The 20298-nt window shown below is 32.8% G+C and carries 21 protein-coding genes; 11 read left to right on the top strand and 10 right to left on the bottom strand.

Features of this window, described 5'->3' with window-relative positions; translation table 11 throughout:
- From ACWA1B_RS03310 to ACWA1B_RS03300, 3 genes are all read right to left on the bottom strand, one after another.
- Complete coding sequence (locus tag ACWA1B_RS03310) at positions 1-1143, bottom strand: hypothetical protein (protein WP_456904450.1); 1143 nt, start codon at positions 1141-1143, stop codon at positions 1-3.
- A 285-nt stretch (positions 1144-1428) separates the two neighbouring features.
- Positions 1429-2286 (bottom strand): MBL fold metallo-hydrolase, encoded by an 858-nt coding sequence (locus ACWA1B_RS03305; protein WP_456904449.1) that lies wholly within the window; start codon positions 2284-2286, stop codon positions 1429-1431.
- 82 nt (positions 2287-2368) lie between these two features.
- On the bottom strand, positions 2369-3289 hold the full coding sequence (locus tag ACWA1B_RS03300) for a hypothetical protein (protein ID WP_456904448.1): 921 nt from the start codon (positions 3287-3289) through the stop codon (positions 2369-2371).
- A gap of 363 nt (positions 3290-3652) precedes the next feature.
- On the opposite strand from ACWA1B_RS03300, the gene ACWA1B_RS03295 reads away from it, so the two are divergent.
- The 5 genes from ACWA1B_RS03295 to sufD all read left to right on the top strand — a co-directional run bounded on the left by ACWA1B_RS03295 (position 3653) and on the right by sufD (position 8153).
- Positions 3653-3982 carry a HesB/IscA family protein gene (locus ACWA1B_RS03295; RefSeq protein WP_026727150.1) on the top strand — a complete coding sequence of 110 codons (330 nt, stop codon included), beginning with the start codon at positions 3653-3655 and terminating at the stop codon, positions 3980-3982.
- Between the two features lie 85 nt (positions 3983-4067).
- Entirely contained in the window at positions 4068-5516 is a 1449-nt protein-coding gene (sufB, locus tag ACWA1B_RS03290; RefSeq protein ID WP_456904447.1) for a Fe-S cluster assembly protein SufB, read from the top strand.
- 7 nt (positions 5517-5523) lie between these two features.
- The gene (locus tag ACWA1B_RS03285) at positions 5524-6012 is read left to right on the top strand and encodes a flavodoxin family protein (RefSeq protein WP_456904446.1); all 489 of its coding nucleotides are present in this window, start codon (positions 5524-5526) and stop codon (positions 6010-6012) included.
- 11 nt (positions 6013-6023) lie between these two features.
- Positions 6024-6770 carry a Fe-S cluster assembly ATPase SufC gene (sufC, locus tag ACWA1B_RS03280; protein WP_008466070.1) on the top strand — a complete coding sequence of 249 codons (747 nt, stop codon included), beginning with the start codon at positions 6024-6026 and terminating at the stop codon, positions 6768-6770.
- Between the two features lie 66 nt (positions 6771-6836).
- Entirely contained in the window at positions 6837-8153 is a 1317-nt protein-coding gene (gene sufD, locus ACWA1B_RS03275; protein WP_115887934.1) for a Fe-S cluster assembly protein SufD, read from the top strand.
- Positions 8154-8215: 62 nt separating this feature from the next.
- Here sufD and ACWA1B_RS03270 read toward each other — a convergent pair whose 3' ends face one another.
- From ACWA1B_RS03270 to ACWA1B_RS03255, 4 genes are read right to left on the bottom strand one after another with little or no spacing between them, the layout of a single operon-like run.
- Positions 8216-8599: an ASCH domain-containing protein gene (locus tag ACWA1B_RS03270; RefSeq protein ID WP_073483828.1), complete on the bottom strand. Its 384-nt coding sequence runs from the start codon at positions 8597-8599 to the stop codon at positions 8216-8218.
- 2 nt (positions 8600-8601) lie between these two features.
- The gene (locus tag ACWA1B_RS03265) at positions 8602-10128 is read right to left on the bottom strand and encodes a PIN domain-containing protein (RefSeq protein ID WP_456904445.1); all 1527 of its coding nucleotides are present in this window, start codon (positions 10126-10128) and stop codon (positions 8602-8604) included.
- Complete coding sequence (locus tag ACWA1B_RS03260; RefSeq protein ID WP_456904444.1) at positions 10128-10649, bottom strand: ATP-binding protein; 522 nt, start codon at positions 10647-10649, stop codon at positions 10128-10130. Before ACWA1B_RS03260 ends, ACWA1B_RS03265 begins: the two co-directional genes overlap by 1 nt.
- 48 nt (positions 10650-10697) lie before the next feature.
- Positions 10698-12047 carry a serine hydrolase domain-containing protein gene (locus ACWA1B_RS03255; protein ID WP_456904443.1) on the bottom strand — a complete coding sequence of 450 codons (1350 nt, stop codon included), beginning with the start codon at positions 12045-12047 and terminating at the stop codon, positions 10698-10700.
- A 220-nt stretch (positions 12048-12267) separates the two neighbouring features.
- On the opposite strand from ACWA1B_RS03255, the gene ACWA1B_RS03250 reads away from it, so the two are divergent.
- From ACWA1B_RS03250 to ACWA1B_RS03225, 6 genes are all read left to right on the top strand, one after another.
- On the top strand, positions 12268-13482 hold the full coding sequence (locus ACWA1B_RS03250) for an aminotransferase class V-fold PLP-dependent enzyme (protein ID WP_456904442.1): 1215 nt from the start codon (positions 12268-12270) through the stop codon (positions 13480-13482).
- Between the two features lie 82 nt (positions 13483-13564).
- Positions 13565-13918 carry a protein kinase family protein gene (locus tag ACWA1B_RS03245; protein ID WP_456904441.1) on the top strand — a complete coding sequence of 118 codons (354 nt, stop codon included), beginning with the start codon at positions 13565-13567 and terminating at the stop codon, positions 13916-13918.
- A 2-nt stretch (positions 13919-13920) separates the two neighbouring features.
- Positions 13921-14346 (top strand): SufE family protein, encoded by a 426-nt coding sequence (locus ACWA1B_RS03240; protein ID WP_134148336.1) that lies wholly within the window; start codon positions 13921-13923, stop codon positions 14344-14346.
- A gap of 131 nt (positions 14347-14477) precedes the next feature.
- Positions 14478-14801, top strand: a complete 324-nt coding sequence (locus ACWA1B_RS03235; protein ID WP_073483842.1) for an iron-sulfur cluster assembly protein — start codon at positions 14478-14480, stop codon at positions 14799-14801.
- Positions 14802-14875: 74 nt separating this feature from the next.
- Positions 14876-15385, top strand: coding sequence for a DUF2480 family protein (locus ACWA1B_RS03230; RefSeq protein ID WP_456904440.1), 510 nt, complete (start codon positions 14876-14878; stop codon positions 15383-15385).
- A gap of 79 nt (positions 15386-15464) precedes the next feature.
- Complete coding sequence (locus ACWA1B_RS03225; RefSeq protein WP_456904439.1) at positions 15465-16415, top strand: DUF3078 domain-containing protein; 951 nt, start codon at positions 15465-15467, stop codon at positions 16413-16415.
- Positions 16416-16592: 177 nt separating this feature from the next.
- Here ACWA1B_RS03225 and hflX read toward each other — a convergent pair whose 3' ends face one another.
- From hflX to ACWA1B_RS03210, 3 genes are all read right to left on the bottom strand, one after another.
- Positions 16593-17822, bottom strand: a complete 1230-nt coding sequence (gene hflX, locus ACWA1B_RS03220) for a GTPase HflX (RefSeq protein ID WP_035646341.1) — start codon at positions 17820-17822, stop codon at positions 16593-16595.
- 147 nt (positions 17823-17969) lie between these two features.
- Positions 17970-18836, bottom strand: coding sequence for a hypothetical protein (locus ACWA1B_RS03215; RefSeq protein WP_035646343.1), 867 nt, complete (start codon positions 18834-18836; stop codon positions 17970-17972).
- Between the two features lie 117 nt (positions 18837-18953).
- Positions 18954-20294, bottom strand: coding sequence for a DUF5689 domain-containing protein (locus ACWA1B_RS03210; RefSeq protein ID WP_456904438.1), 1341 nt, complete (start codon positions 20292-20294; stop codon positions 18954-18956).
- Positions 20295-20298 lie beyond the last annotated feature (4 nt).

Genomic DNA, 20298 nt, shown 5'->3' with positions numbered 1-20298 from the left:
TTATTTAAGGGCTGGGTTATGTGTAGTATTCAATTTTGACGCCTTAAAGCTTGCAATTAAATTATTTGCTCTTTCTATAAGCGCTTTTCCGTCACTTTTATCGTAATCATTAGCAATCAATTTCTCAGATTCAGCAATAGTTTTTTCTGGCTGATCTAACATAAGATAAATAACGGCCAAATTATAATAAGCTGAATATCTCATTTTGCGCGAAGGCTTGTTGTCTTCAGTATATTTTGTTTTCAATGAGTCAAAATATTCGATAAGAGGCTGCATGTTAGCTTTTAAATCATCAATTGGCTCATCGGCTTTCATAGTGGCGAATAACGCTTTCACTGCCTGAATTGCCTCGATCTGAGTTTTTCCTTCGTCGCTTTTCGCATCCAAAATCCATAGAATTTCGTTATCGCTTTTAGGTTTAAAACCGTAAACTCTATCAATATTATTACCGAAAGTAGATAACGAATTATTAGCAAAATCTCTTAATGTCTGATCTTTGATAGCTGTTCTGTTCATGTTAAACTCCTTCAAAGGCAATGAAGGATCTAACGATTCTTTTGAAGTGTATTTTAATTCACCATTAAAACTAACATTAAAGCCTTCGTTTGATGCAGTAGAATCTTTTTTCACAACTGCATTTTTCAAAAATCTGTTGGTTGACGCAGCAGCTTGTTTTGCTTTTTCGGCTTCGATTTGTTTATCTGAAACTGGCGCCGCAGTAACTGGACCTTTTACTTTAGCATAACCTCTTGTAGCATAGGTTGCAACTACATAATAATATACTTTTCGAGGTGATGTAACTTTGCCATCTTTATCTCTTCTTTCTTCTTCAATTCTTGTTTGAGTTGAAGCACTTCTTTCAACAAAATCTTCTAAGTTAAGTTCGATATCAACAGTACCGTTCGATTCAACTTTTTTCCATCCTGTTATATAAACTTTTTCATTTGCGGTTTCTGGATTTACATAACTATATAAAGCTGAACCTAATTTTACTCTTGATGAGAACGTTCTTTTTTCGAATGGAACATATTCTTTAGGAAGAATTTGATAATTCACACCAAAATAAAAACGGTCAAGATCTACTTTCTGAGCTTTGGAGCTGAAAACAGACATTAATAAAACAAAAACAATAAATTTTTTCATAGGTTAATTATTAATAAATTTTGAGGAACAAACCTATCTAAAATTTTCCTAAAAAACAACTTTATAAGACTATCAACTCAAGAAGTTTGCGTTAAATTTCACACAGGTTAAATATTAGTTTATCAGAATATTAGAAAATTTATTTGCAAAAGATTGAAGTATAATTTAACCCAAAATTACCTACTTTATAGTTGTTTGACTACAGAATTTTCTTAATTAAAAAGCAGAAAAAACTCCTGCTCTTTCTCTCAAAAAAAGCAGGAGTTTTTATTTTTTATAAAAAGTCTAAAGAATATCTTCGCAAGTAAATACTTCTTTCAGACGAACGCCTTTTTCAGTTTGTTCAACTGTTATAATTTGGTTATGAGCATCGTGTTCTAAGAATAGAAAATAATTTTGATCTGCAGCTGAATTCAACAATTTGGCTTTTTCAGGCATCGTAAGCAATGGCCTTGTGTCATATCCCATTACATAAGGAAGCGGAATATGTCCGGCTGTCGCCAATAAATCGGCACAAAAAACGATTGTTTTATCTTCATATTTTATATGCGGAATCATTTGTTTTTCGGTATGCCCGTCAACGTAATAAATATCAAAACCCAATTCTTTCGAAAAACCAAAATCACTTTCCGGTCTTTCAACAAAATTCAATTGTCCGCTTTCCTGCATCGGTAAAATATTTTCTGCCAAAAAAGAGGCTTTTTCACGAGCATTTGGTTTTGTTGCCCACTCCCAATGATTTTCATTCGTCCAAAATTTTGCATTTTTAAAAGCAGGTTCATATCCAGTTTTATCAGAATTCCATTGAACACTTCCTCCACAATGGTCAAAATGCAAATGCGTCATAAAAACATCGGTAATATCATCTCTGTGAAAACCGTATTTTGCAAGTGATTTATCTATGGAATGCGAGCCCCAAAGCGAGTAATATCCAAAAAACTTCTCTGATTGCTTGTCGCCCATTCCGGTATCAATCAAAATCAGACGATTTCCATCTTCAATAAGCAAACAACGCGCTGCAATATCAATCAGATTATTAGCATCAGCAGGATTGGTTTTGTTCCAGATTGTTTTAGGAACGACGCCAAACATGGCACCTCCGTCTAACTTAAAATTTCCAGATTCGATTGGATAAAGTTTCATAAAAATAATTTCTAGTAAGCAAACAAAGCTAGCAAATCCTGCTGCTTTAAACTAAAAATTCGTTGTAAAACTTTTTGAAGAACTATTCTAAAGTAATCGAAGAACTACCCATTATTTCTTGTTTGTCGAAGAAATTGACAAAATAAGTTCCTTTTTTAAACTTGGCTAAATCATTATTCAAAACACCATAAACATTGGCCGTTTTTCCTTGGTAATCAACACTAACTAAAAAACTATAAACCAAGGCTTTATCATTTCCAAATTCGATTAATTTATTTTCGCCTAAAACGGTATTTTTTTGATCTAAAACCTGAATATAATAAACTCTTTTTCCTGTTTTTGCAACCGAATTTCCGTTAACAGAAAAACTAATTTTAAGCTTATCAGTGTTTTTAGCTTTTGTAGTTTCCTGTTCTTTTCCCGAACTTTTTTCGTTGATAGCAGTCACTTTAAAATTACCCAACGAAAGTCTTGAAGCGTCTTTCAAGGTAGATTCCAACTTTTTTTGTTTTAAAATCAGCGTATCATTTTCTGCTTTTTGCTTGTACATTACTACATTCTGACTTTCAATTTCAGTAAGCAGATTTTTATTTTGAGATTTCAGTTTTTTAATTTCCGCAACTTTTAGATCCAATGAAACTTTTAGATCGGATAGTTGTTTACGGTAAATTTTAATCTGTTCAACTGAAGGGTTTTTAGAAGCTTTTATGATTTCCATCAAATTCTCAATATTCTTTTTTTGGAGCTCCAATTCTTCAGAAAGTGCCGTTTTTTCAAAAATGGCAACATCATAAGCCAGTTTCAAATTATTCAAAGAATCCAATATATTTTCCTGATCGAGTGTTTCTGAGCTTGCTCCCGTAATCTCTAATCTAGTGGCAGAAGGCTTCTCTATGATATCATTTGGTTCGTTGCTAAAAATTAAATACGTCGCACCTATCCCAAAAATAAAAACTATTGCAAAAAGGGCCTTAATCCAGCTATCTTTGTAATTTTTTTTCATGATTAATCATAATTTTATGCAAAAGTACCAAAAATTTAAAACTACGGACAGGTAAAAATACGGTATTTTAACAATATACAAGAACAGTTAATAATTTAGTAACCAACAAGACAAATTTTGTAAGTTTCTTTTTATTTAGTTAAGGATTTAGGCATTTAGTAAGCAATTTTTGAACGCAAAATAACTTCTATCTATTTTAACATTTGTTATAATAATGTGAACCGTTATGGAAAAAGGTTTTTAAGTCGTATCTTTGCAGACAATTTCATTTGAACATTGATAGACAGCTGTTTAAATTGTAATAATTTGATTACTTTTTTAAACATTTCTAACAATAAAAGAAAATTAAAAACCATAAACACAATGATAAAAGTTTCTGATACAGCCAAAAAGAAAATCATCGATTTGATGACCGATGATGGTTTTGACGCCGCACATGACTACGTACGTGTGGGAGTGAAAAGTGGCGGATGCTCTGGATTGTCATACGATTTGAAATTTGACAAAACAAAAGGCGATGACGACAAGATATTCGTAGACAATGATATACAAATTGCAGTTGAAAAAAAATCATTTTTGTATTTAGCTGGAACAATTCTTGAATTTTCAGGCGGATTAAACGGAAAAGGATTTGTTTTTAACAACCCAAATGCCAGCAGAACTTGCGGATGCGGAGAATCATTTTCTCTTTAGTCAAAAGCTGAAAGTCGTAAAAGTCATAAAGACTAAATTGACTTCAAACTTTGGACTTTAAAACTACTTAGACAATAACAAAATAATGAGCAAATACACAGAAGACGATTTAAAAATCGAACTCGAAACTAAAGAATACGAATACGGATTTTATACCAATATAGAATCTGAGACGTTTCCTATTGGCTTAAACGAAGACATCGTGAGAGCTATTTCTCTTAAAAAAGAAGAACCTGAATGGATGACCGAATGGCGCATCGACGCCTTTCGTGCCTGGAAAGAAATGATCGAGCCAGAATGGGCAAATGTTCGTTACGAAAAACCAGATTTTCAAGCAATTTCTTATTATTCAGCTCCAAAACAAGTAGATCCAAACAAAACTTTGGACGATGTTGATCCGGAATTGTTAGAGATGTACAAAAAATTAGGAATTTCTGTTGACGAACAAAAAATGATGAACAATGTCGCTATGGATATTGTTGTCGATTCTGTTTCTGTTGCCACAACGTTCAAGAAAACTTTGGCCGAAAAAGGAATTATTTTCTGTCCAATTTCTGAAGCTATCAAAGAACATCCAGAATTAGTAAAAAAATATTTAGGAACTGTTGTACCTCAAAAAGACAACTTCTACGCAGCATTAAACTCAGCGGTTTTCTCTGATGGAAGTTTCTGTTATATTCCAAAAGGTGTAAAATGCCCAATGGAACTTTCAACTTACTTTAGAATTAATCAAGCAGGAACAGGACAATTCGAAAGAACTCTAGTTATTGCGGATGAAGGAAGCTACGTTTCTTACCTTGAAGGATGTACAGCTCCAAGCCGTGACGAAAACCAATTGCACGCTGCTGTGGTTGAATTAATCGCTCTTGACGATGCTGAAATTAAATATTCTACTGTTCAAAACTGGTTCCCTGGAAACAAAGAAGGAAAAGGTGGAGTTTACAACTTCGTGACAAAAAGATGTTTATGCGAAACAAACGCTAAAATTTCTTGGACACAAGTTGAAACAGGTTCTGCTGTAACCTGGAAATATCCTTCTTGCGTACTTAAAGGAGATAATTCGGTAGGAGAATTTTATTCTATCGCGGTTACCAACAATTACCAACAAGCAGATACTGGAACTAAAATGATCCATTTAGGTAAAAATACTAAATCGACTATTATTTCTAAAGGTATTTCGGCGGGAAAATCACAAAATAGTTACCGTGGTTTAGTGCAGATTTCTCCAAGAGCAGAAAATGCAAGAAACTTTTCGCAATGCGACTCATTATTAATGGGCAACAATTGCGGTGCACATACTTTCCCTTATATCGAAAGTAAAAATCCATCGGCTAAAATAGAGCACGAAGCAACGACAAGTAAAATTGGAGAAGATCAGGTTTTTTATTGCAACCAAAGAGGTATTCCGACTGAAAAAGCGATTGCCTTAATTGTAAACGGTTTCAGTAAAGATGTTTTGAACAAATTGCCAATGGAATTTGCGGTTGAAGCTCAAAAATTATTAGAGATCTCTTTAGAAGGTTCTGTAGGATAATTTGAAGATGGAAAATAAAAAAGTCATCATTTTAGGTTCTTCAAGAAAAAACGGAAACACAACGAAAATTGTGGATGAAATTTCTAAGGAACATCACATCGATATAGTGAATCTAAGTGATTACAATATTTCGTATTACGATTACGAAAGCAAAAATATAGACGATGATTTTCTTCCTTTAATAAGAAGAATACTGGAAGAATACGACACTTTACTTTTTGCAACGCCGGTTTATTGGTATAATATGAGCGGAATTATGAAGGTCTTTTTCGACAGGATTTCAGATTTAATCCGAATTGAAAAAGAAACCGGAAGAAAACTAAGAGGAAAGAAAATTGGAGTGATTACGAATTCACACGATAATGAAATTGAAGATAGTTTTTATATCCCGTTTCAAAAATCAGCCGATTATTTAGGCATGGAATATTTAGGTCACGCGCATTTTAATGCCAACATCCTAAACCAACAAACAAAAATAGAATTGACATTTATATAAAATAAAAAACAATGTTATCAATAAAAAACCTTCACGCCGCGATTGGTGATAAAGAAATCCTGAAAGGAATTAATATAGAAGTTAAAGCTGGAGAAGTTCACGCTATCATGGGACCAAACGGTTCTGGAAAAAGTACACTTTCTGCTGTTATTGCAGGAAACGAAAACTATGAAGTTACAGACGGAGAAGTTATCCTTGACGGAGAAGATCTTGCTGATTTAGCTCCTGAAGAAAGAGCACATAAAGGTGTTTTCCTTTCGTTTCAATATCCGGTAGAAATTCCTGGAGTTAGCGTTACTAACTTTATGAAAACGGCAATCAACGAAACTCGTAAAGCAAACGGACAGGAAGAAATGCCGGCAAACGAAATGTTGAAAGTAATTCGTGAGAAATCGGAATTGTTAGAAATTGACCGTAAATTTTTATCTCGTTCTTTGAATGAAGGTTTTTCTGGAGGAGAGAAAAAAAGAAACGAGATTTTCCAAATGGCAATGTTAGAGCCAAAATTAGCGATCCTTGACGAAACCGATTCTGGTCTTGATATCGATGCTTTAAGAATTGTAGCAAATGGTGTAAACAAATTAAAAAGCGACAAAAACGCAATTATTGTTATCACACACTACCAACGTTTGTTAGATTATATCGTTCCTGATTTCGTTCACGTTCTTTACAACGGAAGAATCGTAAAATCTGGCGGTAAAGAATTGGCTTACGAATTAGAAGAAAAAGGATACGACTGGATCAAGGCAGAAAACTAGTTTACAGTTACAGTTTACAGTTTGCAAAAACTCATAACTCATAACTCATAACTTACAACTAAAGAAATGGATTTAAAAGAAAAATTAGTATCGTCTTTTATGGCTTTTGAAGAGCGTGTCGATGTACATTCAGATTTACATGATATACGCACAAATGCTTTAAAAAACTTCGAAAATAAAGGTTTCCCAACCAAAAAAGAAGAAGCTTGGAAATATACATCGCTAAATGCCATCTTAAAAAATGACTTTACGGTTTTTCCAAAGCAAGAAAATGCAATCGAATTTAATCAGGTAAAAAAATACTTTTTACACGAAATCGATACTTACAAATTAGTATTTATCGATGGCGTTTTCAGTTCGCATTTATCTTCTACAACGCATGACGGAATCGATGTTTGCTTGATGTCATCGGCATTGACCAAACCAAAATATAAAATGGTTATTGATACGTATTTCAACCAAATTGCAAGTAAAGATGATAGCTTGACTTCATTAAATACTGCTTTTGCAATTGAAGGTGCATTTATCAATATTCCGAAGAAAAAAGTAGCTGATAAACCAATTGAGATTATGTATTTCTCAACTGGAAACGAATCGGCTTTAATGGTGCAGCCAAGAAATTTGGTTATTGTGGGCGAAAATTCACATGTTCAAATTATTGAGCGTCACCAAAGTTTGAATGAAAATCCGGTTTTAACAAATTCTGTTACTGAGATTTTTGCTCAAAAACGTGCGATTGTTGATTATTACAAAATTCAAAACGATAATAGTGAAGCCAATTTAATTGACAACACTTACGTTTCACAACAACAGGAAAGTCATGCTTATGTACACACTTTCTCTTTTGGAGGAAATTTAACTCGTAACAATTTGAATTTCTATCATTTTGGTGAAAGATTGACAAGTACGTTAAACGGAATTTCAATCTTAAATGACAAACAACACGTTGATCATTATACTTTGGTAAACCACGCTACGCCAAATTGCGAAAGTTTCCAAGATTATAAAGGAATTTTTTCTGATCGTTCAACAGGAGTTTTCAACGGAAAAGTTTTGGTAGAAAAAGAAGCTCAAAAAACAAATGCTTTCCAAAAAAGCAATAACATTTTATTGAGTGACAAAGCTACTATCAACGCAAAACCACAATTAGAGATTTTTGCAGATGATGTAAAATGTTCTCACGGTTGTACAGTTGGACAATTGGATGAAACAGCAATGTTCTACATGCAGTCACGTGGTATTCCGCAAAAAGAAGCAAAAGCTTTATTGATGTACGCATTCTCAAATGCCGTTATCGAAAGCATTAAGATACCAGAATTAAAACAAAGAATTACTAAAATCATTGCCATGAAATTAGGCGTGAATTTAGGATTTGATTTGTAGAAAAATTCTATTTATAAAAATAAAAAACCGATAATCTTTTAAAGTTTATCGGTTTTTTTATTTTATCTTTTTTCATTTGACCAATATGCAAATGACTGAGGTGGTGTTAAATTATAATCAGCCTTTAAACATTTAGGCTCTTCGAATTTATTTTTATTTTTTATTTGAATGGCAAAACCTTGTTGTCTGTTTTCGAAATATTCATAAAAATAATCTTCTGTTATACCTGAGTATTCTTTGGTTTTATCCCAAAGTTCTTTAAGATCAAGATTAAATATTTTTTCAATTTCGAATTCTCCAATCACTTTTTGAACAGGTGAAGAAGCATAAACCAAAACTGATGTTACATTTTGATTTTTGAAAATAGCTTTTCTGAATTCAAACTTTTTTGTCCCATCAAATATTTTGTTTGCAAACTGGGGCTTTATTGATAGCACTACTTTCATAATTATTTTTTTATTTTATATGCAAAATTAATTAAATCTTTGAACTGTTCATTCGTTAATTTTATAATACCTAAAGGTATACTTTTACTATCTTCAAAAATCTTTAAGTCAATTAAATCTTTTATTGTTGGCTTTGGTGTTGGTAATGAATATGCAAATAAAAAATTGATTACAAAAGGTCGGTATTTAGGGAATTTGTCCCACCATTTATTTCTTAAGTCTTCTTTTGAAATCATTGTCTTCCTATTGCAAGTTTCAAAAAATTCATCAAAATTTTCAAATTCATTTTTAATATTCTCAACGATACAGATTGTTGTAATCGTACTTGTATAAATTTTTTGAGTTCCTTCTTCTCCAATTCTATAAATCAAAACTATATCACCAGATTTTAAATTTCGATCTTTCGAATGTGATATATAGACTTTACTTATTCGATTTCGATGTGGTTCGTTTTCGATGTATTTAGATTTATCTTCTCTTGTATTAATACTATCTGGGAAAAGTTCAGTATGATATTGCGGTTCAATTTTTATAATGTATTTATCCGTTTCCCAAGAAAAAAAGGGAAAAGTTAATTTGGGATTTTGAATATTCTTTGGTAAGTTTTTACCAAAAGATCGAATATACACTCTCTCTTCACCATTTTTAGTTGTTTTTATTCCGTGGTACAAAAATCCCCATTCTTCAAGCATTTCAATCAGCTGTTCTTGCTCAGGTCTTTTCGTAAAGAGAGTAACATAAATTTCTTCGACATTATACTTAATTGCATTATCAAAAATAGTTTTAAGAAAACGTTCCCCTATTTTATAACCATTCCCAGTAACTTTTAAAGTGCCTATTTTCAATCTCTTTTTTGGTTGAAAAAAAGGTGAAATGTTTGAATAATTTTCTTTTTCACTCTCGATTTTAACAAAAAGAAATGCTGTTAAGTTTCCATCACTATAACAGACATAACATGATTCTTCCGATTTGTCATTAAACCAAATATCAAACTCTTCATAATCTTCTCTAAAACTATCAAAGAATGAGTCCTTAATGTTAACTTTGGCAAAATCGACTTTTTGAACGGATAAAACTTTATAATTAACTAATTCCGGATTTTCTGAAATTACTTTTTCTAAAAAAGTTTGGATTTTATAAACTTTATTTGAAATTCCTAATAAATTTGCTTTAGTATGTATTTTTTTATCCTCTGAAATTAGAATATTTACTCTACCTTCATAAACTTCATTCAAGATTTGGGTGTCATTTATATCATTATCTTGATTATCAATCTTCCTACTAACTTTAAGAATTTCTTCACCCAGCGGAGCTTGATGCTTAAGCAAATTGTAACTCTCAATTTTAATACTCATAGTATCGAGAGCATTTGAATCTTGATATCTTTTTAATTCTTCAACAGTCAAAGGATGGATGTATTTTGAATATTTGAGATTATCTATCCACTTGAAAAGTTGACCAATTTCTGGTTTGTATATTTTATTTGCTTCTCTATGAATAATAATATTTGTGTCTAGCAAAACTTTCATTACCTAGTGATATTTAATAACTGTTCATAATTATTATCCATAATCTCGATATACGGAACAGAATACTTTCTCGAAAGATATTTTGCATATTCAATTTCCATATTCTGTAATTCGTTCAAAACTTTGATGTCATATTTTTTACTATCACGATTTTCCAATCTTTTAGTTATTTTTTCTACATGATCTAGAACAATAGAAATCACTTTCGGGTTAAGAATATCAAAAGTTTCTTCGTCAATTTTGCAAGGAACATTTAATGAATTCAGCAAACAAAAATGACCATCAAGTAAATACTTTTTATTTTTATCAATTAATTTATTTAATCCGAAAATTAATTTTTCTTGTGTGGAAGAAATATTTTCGACTAACTTATTATCAGAAGAACTGATCTCACTCCATTTTAAAACTTTACTTGCAGTTATATGTATCAATTCAGTTTTAGAAGCAATTTCTTTACAAATAGTTCCTTTTCCAACTCCATGAATACCCCCAATAAAAAATATATTTTCAAACGATTCCATTGATATTTTCTTAGCAAGATATAAAAAAGAATGAAATATATTACAAAATTATTTCTTCACACTCTCAATTATCCCCTTCAAAAACCCATTAAAATCAAATCCAGGTTCTTCTTCCTTCACTCCCATTCTCACAATAACCATATCCAAAGACGGAATAATCGCCACCATTTGCCCTTGATATCCACTGCAATAAAACATATCACGCGGAACATCTGGAAATTTTCCTCCGGCATTTAGCCAAAATTGAGCTCCATATTTCCCTTCAGAAGTATTCGTTGGAGTTGCTGTGTATTTTACCCAGCTTTCATCTAGAATTTGCTCGCCATTCCAGTTTCCTTTGTGAAGATATAATAACCCAAATTTTGACCAGTCTCTTGGTGTTGCCCATCCGTAAGATGAACCAACGAAAGTTCCAGACATATCTTGTTCCACAATCATCGAGTTCATTCCGATTTTGTCGATTACGGCGCTGTACCAAAAATCAAGATATTCTTGTTGTGTTTTAAATTGGCCTCTTAAAATTCTTGATAATAAGTTTGTTGTTCCGGACGAATAATACCAATGTGTGTTTGGTTTATATTTTGCTGGTTTGTCCATTTGCACTTTTCCCATATCTTCAGATTGGAAAAGCATTTGCGTGGCGTCACAGATTGTGCTGTAATTCTCTTCCCATTCTAAACCGGAATTCATGTGAAGCAAATCGTTAACCGTAATATTTTTACGCTCATCATTTTGCCATTCTTTGATAGGCGCTGGTTTGTAAATATCAATTTTTCCTTGTTTTGCTAAAACGCCAAATGCCGAACTTGTGATACTTTTTGTCATCGACCAACCCAGAATTTTGCTGTCTTTATTAAAACCTGTATCGTATTTTTCTCCGATTAATTTGTCTTTATATAAAACTACAACCGCACGTGTACGTTTTGCTTTTCCGCCATCTTTATCAAAAGAATCATCAATTGCTTTTTTCAATTTCGCGTAATCCACATTCGCGAAAGCGGTATCTTTCGGTTCGTTATTTCCATATGGAAAAGGAAGATTATTAACCAATTTTGTTCTTTTCGGAAGCAAATACGGTTTTGAAATATCATAATCATCATTAATCAACAAAGCACCTAAACCTTCTCTATAAATCGCTTTTCTTTCTTTCAAACCATAAACCGCCGATGTTGCAAATTTTCCGGCATCGTCAATTGTGTTTGTTGCGAGATCCAATAAATGAATATCATTATCTGTTTTCTGAATTAAATCCAGTGATCGATGATCCATAAAATGGCCCGACGCGACGCTTTTAGCTGAAAAACCAGAAATCAAATCAAGTTTAGGATAAGTTGTAAATCCGAAATACAAAAAGGCAAGAACAAGGACAAGCGCCAGTACTTTTAGAAATTTTTTCATGATGCGTTAGATATTTTTAATGCAATATAAATAATTTATGTTCACGATTTTAGAACTCAAATCACAAATATGATTCGGATAATGCAGAAAAGGGAATCGATTTTTACAGAATCAGCATTTACACCTTGTAGTAATGGCGCCATAAAAGGAAATTATAGAATTCCTGTATAAACAAATTTAGTTTTAGTACTTTTGTAAATAGATTTTTTCTAAATAAGACATGCTAGATATTCAAAAAATAAGAGCTGATTTTCCGATCCTTTCGCAAAAAGTAAACGGGAAACCTTTAGTATATTTCGACAACGGAGCTACTTCGCAAAAACCACAAATCGTGATTGATGCTGAAGTAAAATATTATCAGGAAATAAACGCCAATATTCACCGTGGCGTTCACACTTTAAGCCAATTAGCGACTGATGCTTACGAGATTTCTCGTGGCAAAGTGAAAGATCATATCAATGCAAAACATGCGCACGAAGTCCTTTTTACTTCGGGAACTACGCACGGAATCAACTTGGTTACAAATGGTTTTGCTTCTATTTTAAAACCTGGCGACGAAGTAATGGTTTCTTCTTTGGAACATCATAGTAATATTGTACCGTGGCAAATGTTATGCGAAAAAACCGGCGCCATTTTAAAAGTGATTCCGATGAACGAAAACGGCGAATTGATTTTGGAAGAATTCGATAAACTTCTTTCAGAAAAAACAAAAGTCGTTACGGTAAATCATATTTCAAACGCACTCGGAATCATAAATCCGATTAAGTATATTATTGATAAAGCACACGCTGTTGGTTCTGCAGTTTTAATTGACGGTGCGCAGGCAGTTCCGCATTTAAAACCAAATGTTCAGGAATTAGATTGTGATTTTTATGCTTTTTCAGGGCATAAAATGTGCGGTCCAACCGGAACTGGAATTTTATACGGAAAAGAAGAATGGCTGAACAAACTTCCTCCTTATCAAGGCGGTGGTGAAATGATCAAAGAAGTGACTTTCGAGAAAACAACTTACGCAGATCTTCCACATAAATTTGAAGCTGGAACTCCAAATATCGCGGGCGGAATTGTTTTAGGAACTGCAATTGATTATTTGAATACTATTGGTTTTGAAAATATCCAGGAATACGAACACGAACTTTTAGAATACGCGACAAAACGTTTACTAGAAATTGAAGGTTTGAGAATCTACGGAACAGGAAAAGATAAGGCATCCGTAGTTTCATTTAATATTGACGGAATTCATCCTTATGATGTTGGTTCGATTATTGACAAATTAGGAATTGCAGTTAGAACCGGACATCATTGTGCACAACCTATCATGAATTTCTTCTGTATTCCGGGAACTATTAGAGCTTCGTTCTCTTTTTACAATACAAAAGAAGAAATTGATCAAATGGTTGATGCAGTTAAAAAAGCGCAAACAATGCTAAGCTAAAATCTATTTTATGAGAATAATATCTTTATTGCTTTTAACGATTTTTATCGGTACGAGCTGCTCCAGTCAAAAAAAAGCAGATATGACAACAACACAAATTGAATACTCTGCGGTTTCGAGAGGACTTTTCAAAAAGATTATTGTTCAAAATAAAACAGCTACAGTTACAAACGGTAGAAACTCAGAACCTGTAGAAAAGAAAATTGACGAAACAAAATGGAAACAAATTGTAACTGAATTTTCAAAAGTGAATTTAGATAATATTCCAAATTTGAAAGCTCCAACCGAAAAACGTTTTTATGATGGAGCTGCGATTGGAAATTTAAAAATAACTCAAAATCAAAAAACCTACGAAACAAAAGGTTTCGACAATGGTTTTCCTCCAAAGGAAATAGAAAAACTGGTAAATTTGCTGGTTGATTTTGCTAAAGAATAATTATGACAATAAAAGAAATTCAAAACGAAATAATAGACGAATTTTCAATGTTCGACGACTGGATGCAGCGTTATGAGTACATCATCGAACTAGGAAAAAGTCTTCCGCTGATAAAAGAAGAATACAAAACCGATGAAAATTTAATCAAAGGTTGTCAGTCGAAAGTTTGGTTGCAAGGCGAGCAAAACGATGACAAAATTGTTTTCACCGCAGACAGCGATGCAATTTTGACCAAAGGAATTATTGCGATTTTAATTCGCGCTTTCTCTAACCAAAAAGCATCAGATATTATAAATGCTGATACTGAATTCATTGATGAAATCGGATTAAAAGAACATTTATCAGCCACTCGTGCAAACGGTTTAGTTTCGATGATAAAAAACATCAAAATGTACGCTTTGGCTTTTGATGCAAAAAACAAAAATTAAAAAATTTTAAACCATTCTGGCATTAAGGTCTATAAGTACTAAACTTAATTTTCTTGGCAGTTAGAAGAAAATTAAGCGTACTGCAAAACTTAATCTTCTTAATATCTTAATGGTAAAAACAAAAAATAAAAATGGAACAAGAAATAGACACAAATGAATTAGGAGAATCAATCGTAAAAGTTTTAAAAGGTATTTACGACCCTGAGATTCCTGTTGATATTTATGAATTAGGATTAATTTATGACGTAATGGTAAACACTGATTACGAAGTAAAAATCTTAATGACACTTACATCTCCAAACTGCCCGGTTGCAGAAAGCTTACCAAGAGAAGTAGAAGAGAAAGTAAAAACAATTGAATACATCAAAGATGTTGATGTTGAAATTACTTTCGATCCGCCTTGGAGCAAAGATTTAATGAGCGAAGAAGCAAAATTAGAATTAGGAATGCTTTAAAAAAGTATACAGTTTACAGTCTCAGTCCCAGTGTTCAACTGGGACTGAAAACTGTGACTGAAAACTAAAAAGAAATGGAAGAAATCATCAATAAAGTTGCCAATAGTGCTTTAGAAGTATTTGACCTTGAGGATTATTATCCAAAAGGGGCTCGTGTACAGATTGACATTTCGCAATGGCTTTTAGAAGGTTTTTTATTGAAAGAAAAAGACTTTAGAGAACATCTTAAAAATCACGACTGGTCACAATACCAAGATCAATATGTCGCTGTACATTGTAGTACAGACGCTATTGTTCCAGCTTGGGCTTTAATATTAGTGAGTGTTCATTTGGCTCCTTTTGCCAAAAAAGTAGTTAACGGAATCATTGAAGATTTAGACTCAAGTTTATACGAAGAAATCTTAAAAAACATAGATTATTCTGCTTACAAAAATAAACCCGTAATTGTAAAAGGCTGTTCCAAAAAACCCGTTCCAATGCGTGCGTATATTTTAGCTACAACCTACTTACAGCCATTTGCAAGAAGCATTATGTATGGGGAAGCTTGCTCTGCAGTACCTTTATACAAAGAATCTAAGAAATAACTTGCTTTTACAATCAATTAACACTTAAGCTTTTATCGGTTTTTAGTATATTTGTTTATACACTTCTAAACTAAAAACCATGAAAAAGCTAACCTTATTACTTTTCGTTTTAGTAAACTTCACATTTGTACAAGCCCAAAATTCAGAAAAAGAGTTAATTCAGAACACTGAAAAAGCAGTAAAAAAAATTAATGACACCATCGAAGGAGAAGGCTGGAAAACAAAAGGAACTGTCTCACTTTTATTAAATCAGTCGAGTTTCAATAACTGGATTGCAGGAGGCGAAGACAGCTTTTCAGGAACACTAGGAATCAACTACGATTTTAATTATAAAAAAGATGATCTAACTTGGGATAATAAAGTTTTAGCATCATACGGTCTTCTACAAACTAAAAATGACGACTTTACAAAAAAAACGGATGACCGCTTAGAATTCAATTCCATTGTCGGAAAAAAAGCTTTTGGACAATGGTATTACTCCTACTTCCTAAATTTTAGGACACAATTTTCAACCGGTTACATTTACGGTCAGGACGTCAACGGGAAACAAATCAGGACAGAACAAACCAAATTCATGTCTCCTGGATACCTTACTACTGGTCCCGGAATTTATTGGACAAAAGATGATAATCTTAAAATAAATTTTGCACCACTGACTTCAAAATTCACCTTTGTAGACAATGCTTACACAAGCGGAATCGATAGATTCACAGGTCTGCCTTATGTTGATGGTTCTTATTTTGGTGTTGATGAAGGTAAAAGTATGCGATATGAGTTGGGTTTTTACGCTTCAGTTTATTACAAACTGGCCATTATGACCAACGTAACGGCCGAAAACACCTTGAATCTTTATTCAAACTATCTGGAAGATCCACAAAATGTCGACATCAATTATTCGCTGAATATTATCATGAAAGTCAACAAATTTTTATCAGCCAATTTTTCCTTCCAGGCAATTTATGATGATAATGCTTTTCAAGGATTACAAACCAGAGAAGTTTTTGGTTTGGGAATTAATTTCGGATTCTAATCTGGAGCATCACAAAAGGCATTTTAACAAACATGGTTTCCCGCTCTCGGCTATATCTCGCTGTTGCCCTCTCGGGCCAGCAAGGATACCGCCTCCATCGGGGCTAGATTCAAACAATTGGTTTCTTTTAAACATAAAAAAACGGCTTTTGATAAATCAAAAGCCGTTTCTATTTTATTATTCCTCTTCTTTTTCAATTGCATCCTTATAATCAGGATATAAAAACTTATTGTAAGGAAATCTAGTGATATGAATCTGGCGAACAGCTTCATAAACCATTTCTCTAAATTCCTCAAAATTTTGTTTTTGTGTCGCCGAAATAAACAATGTTTTATCATGACCAACATTACTCATCCAGGTTTGTTTCCACTCATCAAGTGTCCAGTGTTTTCTGGTTTTCTCCGTGATCAAATCATCTTCCTCTATTGTCAAATGTTTGTAGGCATCAATTTTATTAAAAACCATAATAACCGGTTTTTCATGTGCTTTAATATCCTGCAAAATCTGATTTACAGATTCAATATGATCTTCAAAATCCGGATGTGAAATATCTACAACATGCAATAACAAATCGGCTTCGCGAACCTCATCCAATGTACTTTTAAAAGAATCTACTAATTGTGTTGGCAATTTTCTAATAAATCCAACAGTATCCGACAGCAAAAATGGGAGATTTTTAATTACCACTTTTCGAACTGTTGTATCTAAAGTCGCAAACAATTTATTCTCCACAAAAACTTCACTTTTACCAACTGCATTCATCAAAGTCGATTTCCCAACGTTTGTATAGCCAACCAATGCTACTCGAACCATTGCACCACGATTGCTTCGCTGAATACTCATTTGTTTATCGATCGTTTTGATTTTATCTTTCAAAAGCGAAATTCGGTCACGAACAATACGTCTATCTGTTTCAATCTCCGTTTCACCAGGCCCACGCATACCAATACCTCCTTTTTGACGCTCAAGGTGTGTCCATAAGCCCGAAAGTCTTGGTAGTAAATAAATACATTGTGCGAGTTCAACCTGAGTTCTTGCATATGATGTTTCGGCTCTTTGCGCAAAAATATCTAAGATCAAGTTTGTTCTGTCCAGAATTTTTGCATCAATAATCCTTGAAATATTTTTTTGTTGCGAAGGCGTTAATTCGTCATCAAAAATAACTGTAGATATTCCGTTTTCTTTTACAAAAAGATTGATTTCGTCTATTTTTCCCGTACCCACAAAAGTCTTCGGATTCGGGCGTTCCATTTTTTGCGAAAAGCGTTTTATAACTTCACCTCCGGCGGTAAAAGTCAAAAACTCTAATTCGTCTAAATATTCGTTAAGTTTTTCCTCACTTTGATTTTGAGTAATAATACCAACAATGGCTGTTCTCTCAAAATTTATAACTTCTTTCTCTAACATATCTTTAAATAAGCTACAAATTTAATCATTTGTGCACTACTTACTATTATAGAATTTCAATTTTAAATTCTAATTAAAAAAATAAACCATTTATAAATCAGACAAAAAACCTAATTTATAAATGGCATTAAAATTTTTAAGGATTCTTTATTCGTAAATAAATGTCTTTTCTGTTTTTACAATTCCGTTTTCTTCAATCTGAGAACATGAAATTGGAAAATTCAGTTTGTTGTATTTGTACTTTCTGCTTACAGCAACTAATGCAGTTGATGACGGACTGAAATTCATTTCATTATTATATGAAATCGATTCAAATGCAAATTCTTCTTCATGATACGAAATCATTGGTACAATTATCCTGTAATTATCCCCGAAAAGGCTTTGAACAATTATTTGATCAACCGATTTTTTATCATCATAAGTGAATGATTTCGAAATTTTATCTCCAACCAATCCTTTGTGTTTGGATACATTATCATTTACATACACATATTCGATTTTGCCAATAATCTGTTTGTTTCTATCGCGCGAAGTACGTCTTACAATGATTCCGTTTTCTACGATGTATTCAATATCTTCAACTAAATTTTGGTGATTCGTACTTTTTTTAGTCGTTACTTTTACTCGTGCTCCTTCATAAAAAAAAGTGACAACTTTTGTAATATAATCAGGTCCTTCCTGATATTTTTTTACAAATTTGATAATGTTGTTGTCTGCATCATAAGTATAATTTACAACCTCTTTCCAGTCGCTTCCAACTTTGTCTTTTACAGTCATATCCAACAAACCGTTTTTATTGTAAGAGAAATGCTGAACAACATCAGAAGTTGTAATAGTCTGAATTTTTCCGTCTTTAAAAACAACTGTTTTGTTTACAATCTCACCATCTTTTGAGTTTTGGTAATTTGTCTTTACAATGTTGATTTGCTTTAATTTAACAGCATCGGCCTGATCCTGGCTGTGCATCAAACATGGGAATACCATCATCAAGATGGCGATAAAGTAGGTTTTCATTTTGTTCTTGTATTAATTTGGGATGACCAAAATACAAAATTCTGACAAATTCTAATAGTTTAAATCTCAAAAACAATTACTATTAGTTTTTTTCCTCAAAATCAAAAAAACAATTACCTACTTTTCACCAAAAATCTTCACGTCATCAACCATAAAGGCGCCATTGAGAGTCTTATCTTTTCCAGATCCAACGTATCTAAATGCAATATTGATATTTCCTGAATAAGCGGACAAATCAATTCCTCCTGAACTTATAAATTGTCGGGCAGGTGTGGCAAGTGAAGGAATTTTTGCTTCTAATTTTGTCCATTTTGCTTTCGTGATATTAGAACCGTCAAAGTTTGACGAAACATAAACTTCTAGCGTATTCAGAGGCGAATCTGTCTTTAAATCATGTTGTGCACTTCTAAAAGACAGTACGGGATTTTTATAACCTGTTAAATTAATTTTTGGAGAAATCAGCCAGGCAATATTTTCGGCAGCAGTTGTACTTGTGGTATTAAATTCGGCATATCCGTTTCCTGAATACACCATGCTTTTCCATAGTTTTGCCGCTTTTTCGACAATGTTACTCCAACCCGGAAGCACAAAATTGACATTATTTTTAACCGACTGAAAATCTTCTGAAAAAAACGGACTATTTCTTTTTCCGTTCATTTTAATATCGCTTTCAAACCGAACCATAAATTGATAGTCTGATCCAAACTTTGTCAAAATTCCACGAACTTTACCGCTTCCTTCCGGAACAAAATGATCAGCAAATTTTGCATAACCGCTGGTCCTGAAAATAATCTGATTTCCTGTATTATCTCTTAAATTCCAATTCGTTGAACCGCCCACATTATTTGTTTCTTCAAAATAATGGCGTCCTAAAGCTTCTTCTGTAAATTCAACATTATTAAGTTCTATCAAAGTATTTAATTTCGAATCGTTCAAAACTTCTTCAATAGAAATTGATTCTACTAATTGATTTTCATCTATCGTTGTGCATGACGCATTCAAAACATTTTTAAATTCATTTTGCGAAATTCTTCCAATCGTAGGATCGCCCGATCCACTCACATAAAGACTTCCAACTCGCAACCCGCCATAATACAAATCTGTAAATTGATTTTTCAGTTTTACGTAAACCTTGTTTCCTACTCTATAATCGATGTACGAATTTGATGCGTCGAGCGGCACACTAAATCCAATCGCCTGGTTTTTCCCTACAGATTTTGTTTGAAACGAAATGGTTTTAAAAAAATTCCCTTCTTCATCACTTGAAACGACATAGGCTTCTATAATGTCGTCATACGTATATTGTCTGGCCGTTGGACTTGAAAGTTCATATACTTTTTCGACTGTTTTATTTACCATAAAATCAGGTTGTGTACACTCTAATTTTGGAGTTTCAATTTCAGTACTGCAGCTAATAAAAACCAAAGATAAAGTTGAAAATAGAACTATTTTTTTCATAAGA

It is taken from the genome of Flavobacterium xizangense (assembly GCF_054075145.1).
This window is presented reverse-complemented; position numbering and strand designations above follow the sequence as displayed.

What these genes read in the sequence shown, in the direction of transcription:
- ACWA1B_RS03225 (WP_456904439.1), top strand. Translation starts at nt 15,465, where the DNA reads ATGAAAAAGCTAACCTTATTACTTTTCGTTTTAGTAAACTTCACATTT.
- ACWA1B_RS03300 (WP_456904448.1), bottom strand. Translation starts at nt 3,289, where the DNA reads ATGAAAAAAAATTACAAAGATAGCTGGATTAAGGCCCTTTTTGCAATA.
- ACWA1B_RS03245 (WP_456904441.1), top strand. Translation starts at nt 13,565, where the DNA reads ATGACAACAACACAAATTGAATACTCTGCGGTTTCGAGAGGACTTTTC.
- ACWA1B_RS03255 (WP_456904443.1), bottom strand. Translation starts at nt 12,047, where the DNA reads ATGAAAAAATTTCTAAAAGTACTGGCGCTTGTCCTTGTTCTTGCCTTT.
- ACWA1B_RS03295 (WP_026727150.1), top strand. Translation starts at nt 3,653, where the DNA reads ATGATAAAAGTTTCTGATACAGCCAAAAAGAAAATCATCGATTTGATG.
- ACWA1B_RS03250 (WP_456904442.1), top strand. Translation starts at nt 12,268, where the DNA reads ATGCTAGATATTCAAAAAATAAGAGCTGATTTTCCGATCCTTTCGCAA.
- ACWA1B_RS03210 (WP_456904438.1), bottom strand. Translation starts at nt 20,294, where the DNA reads ATGAAAAAAATAGTTCTATTTTCAACTTTATCTTTGGTTTTTATTAGC.
- sufC (WP_008466070.1), top strand. Translation starts at nt 6,024, where the DNA reads ATGTTATCAATAAAAAACCTTCACGCCGCGATTGGTGATAAAGAAATC.
- ACWA1B_RS03285 (WP_456904446.1), top strand. Translation starts at nt 5,524, where the DNA reads ATGGAAAATAAAAAAGTCATCATTTTAGGTTCTTCAAGAAAAAACGGA.
- ACWA1B_RS03240 (WP_134148336.1), top strand. Translation starts at nt 13,921, where the DNA reads ATGACAATAAAAGAAATTCAAAACGAAATAATAGACGAATTTTCAATG.
- ACWA1B_RS03310 (WP_456904450.1), bottom strand. Translation starts at nt 1,143, where the DNA reads ATGAAAAAATTTATTGTTTTTGTTTTATTAATGTCTGTTTTCAGCTCC.
- ACWA1B_RS03235 (WP_073483842.1), top strand. Translation starts at nt 14,478, where the DNA reads ATGGAACAAGAAATAGACACAAATGAATTAGGAGAATCAATCGTAAAA.
- ACWA1B_RS03260 (WP_456904444.1), bottom strand. Translation starts at nt 10,649, where the DNA reads ATGGAATCGTTTGAAAATATATTTTTTATTGGGGGTATTCATGGAGTT.
- sufB (WP_456904447.1), top strand. Translation starts at nt 4,068, where the DNA reads ATGAGCAAATACACAGAAGACGATTTAAAAATCGAACTCGAAACTAAA.
- hflX (WP_035646341.1), bottom strand. Translation starts at nt 17,822, where the DNA reads ATGTTAGAGAAAGAAGTTATAAATTTTGAGAGAACAGCCATTGTTGGT.
- ACWA1B_RS03230 (WP_456904440.1), top strand. Translation starts at nt 14,876, where the DNA reads ATGGAAGAAATCATCAATAAAGTTGCCAATAGTGCTTTAGAAGTATTT.
- ACWA1B_RS03265 (WP_456904445.1), bottom strand. Translation starts at nt 10,128, where the DNA reads ATGAAAGTTTTGCTAGACACAAATATTATTATTCATAGAGAAGCAAAT.
- ACWA1B_RS03305 (WP_456904449.1), bottom strand. Translation starts at nt 2,286, where the DNA reads ATGAAACTTTATCCAATCGAATCTGGAAATTTTAAGTTAGACGGAGGT.
- ACWA1B_RS03215 (WP_035646343.1), bottom strand. Translation starts at nt 18,836, where the DNA reads ATGAAAACCTACTTTATCGCCATCTTGATGATGGTATTCCCATGTTTG.
- ACWA1B_RS03270 (WP_073483828.1), bottom strand. Translation starts at nt 8,599, where the DNA reads ATGAAAGTAGTGCTATCAATAAAGCCCCAGTTTGCAAACAAAATATTT.
- sufD (WP_115887934.1), top strand. Translation starts at nt 6,837, where the DNA reads ATGGATTTAAAAGAAAAATTAGTATCGTCTTTTATGGCTTTTGAAGAG.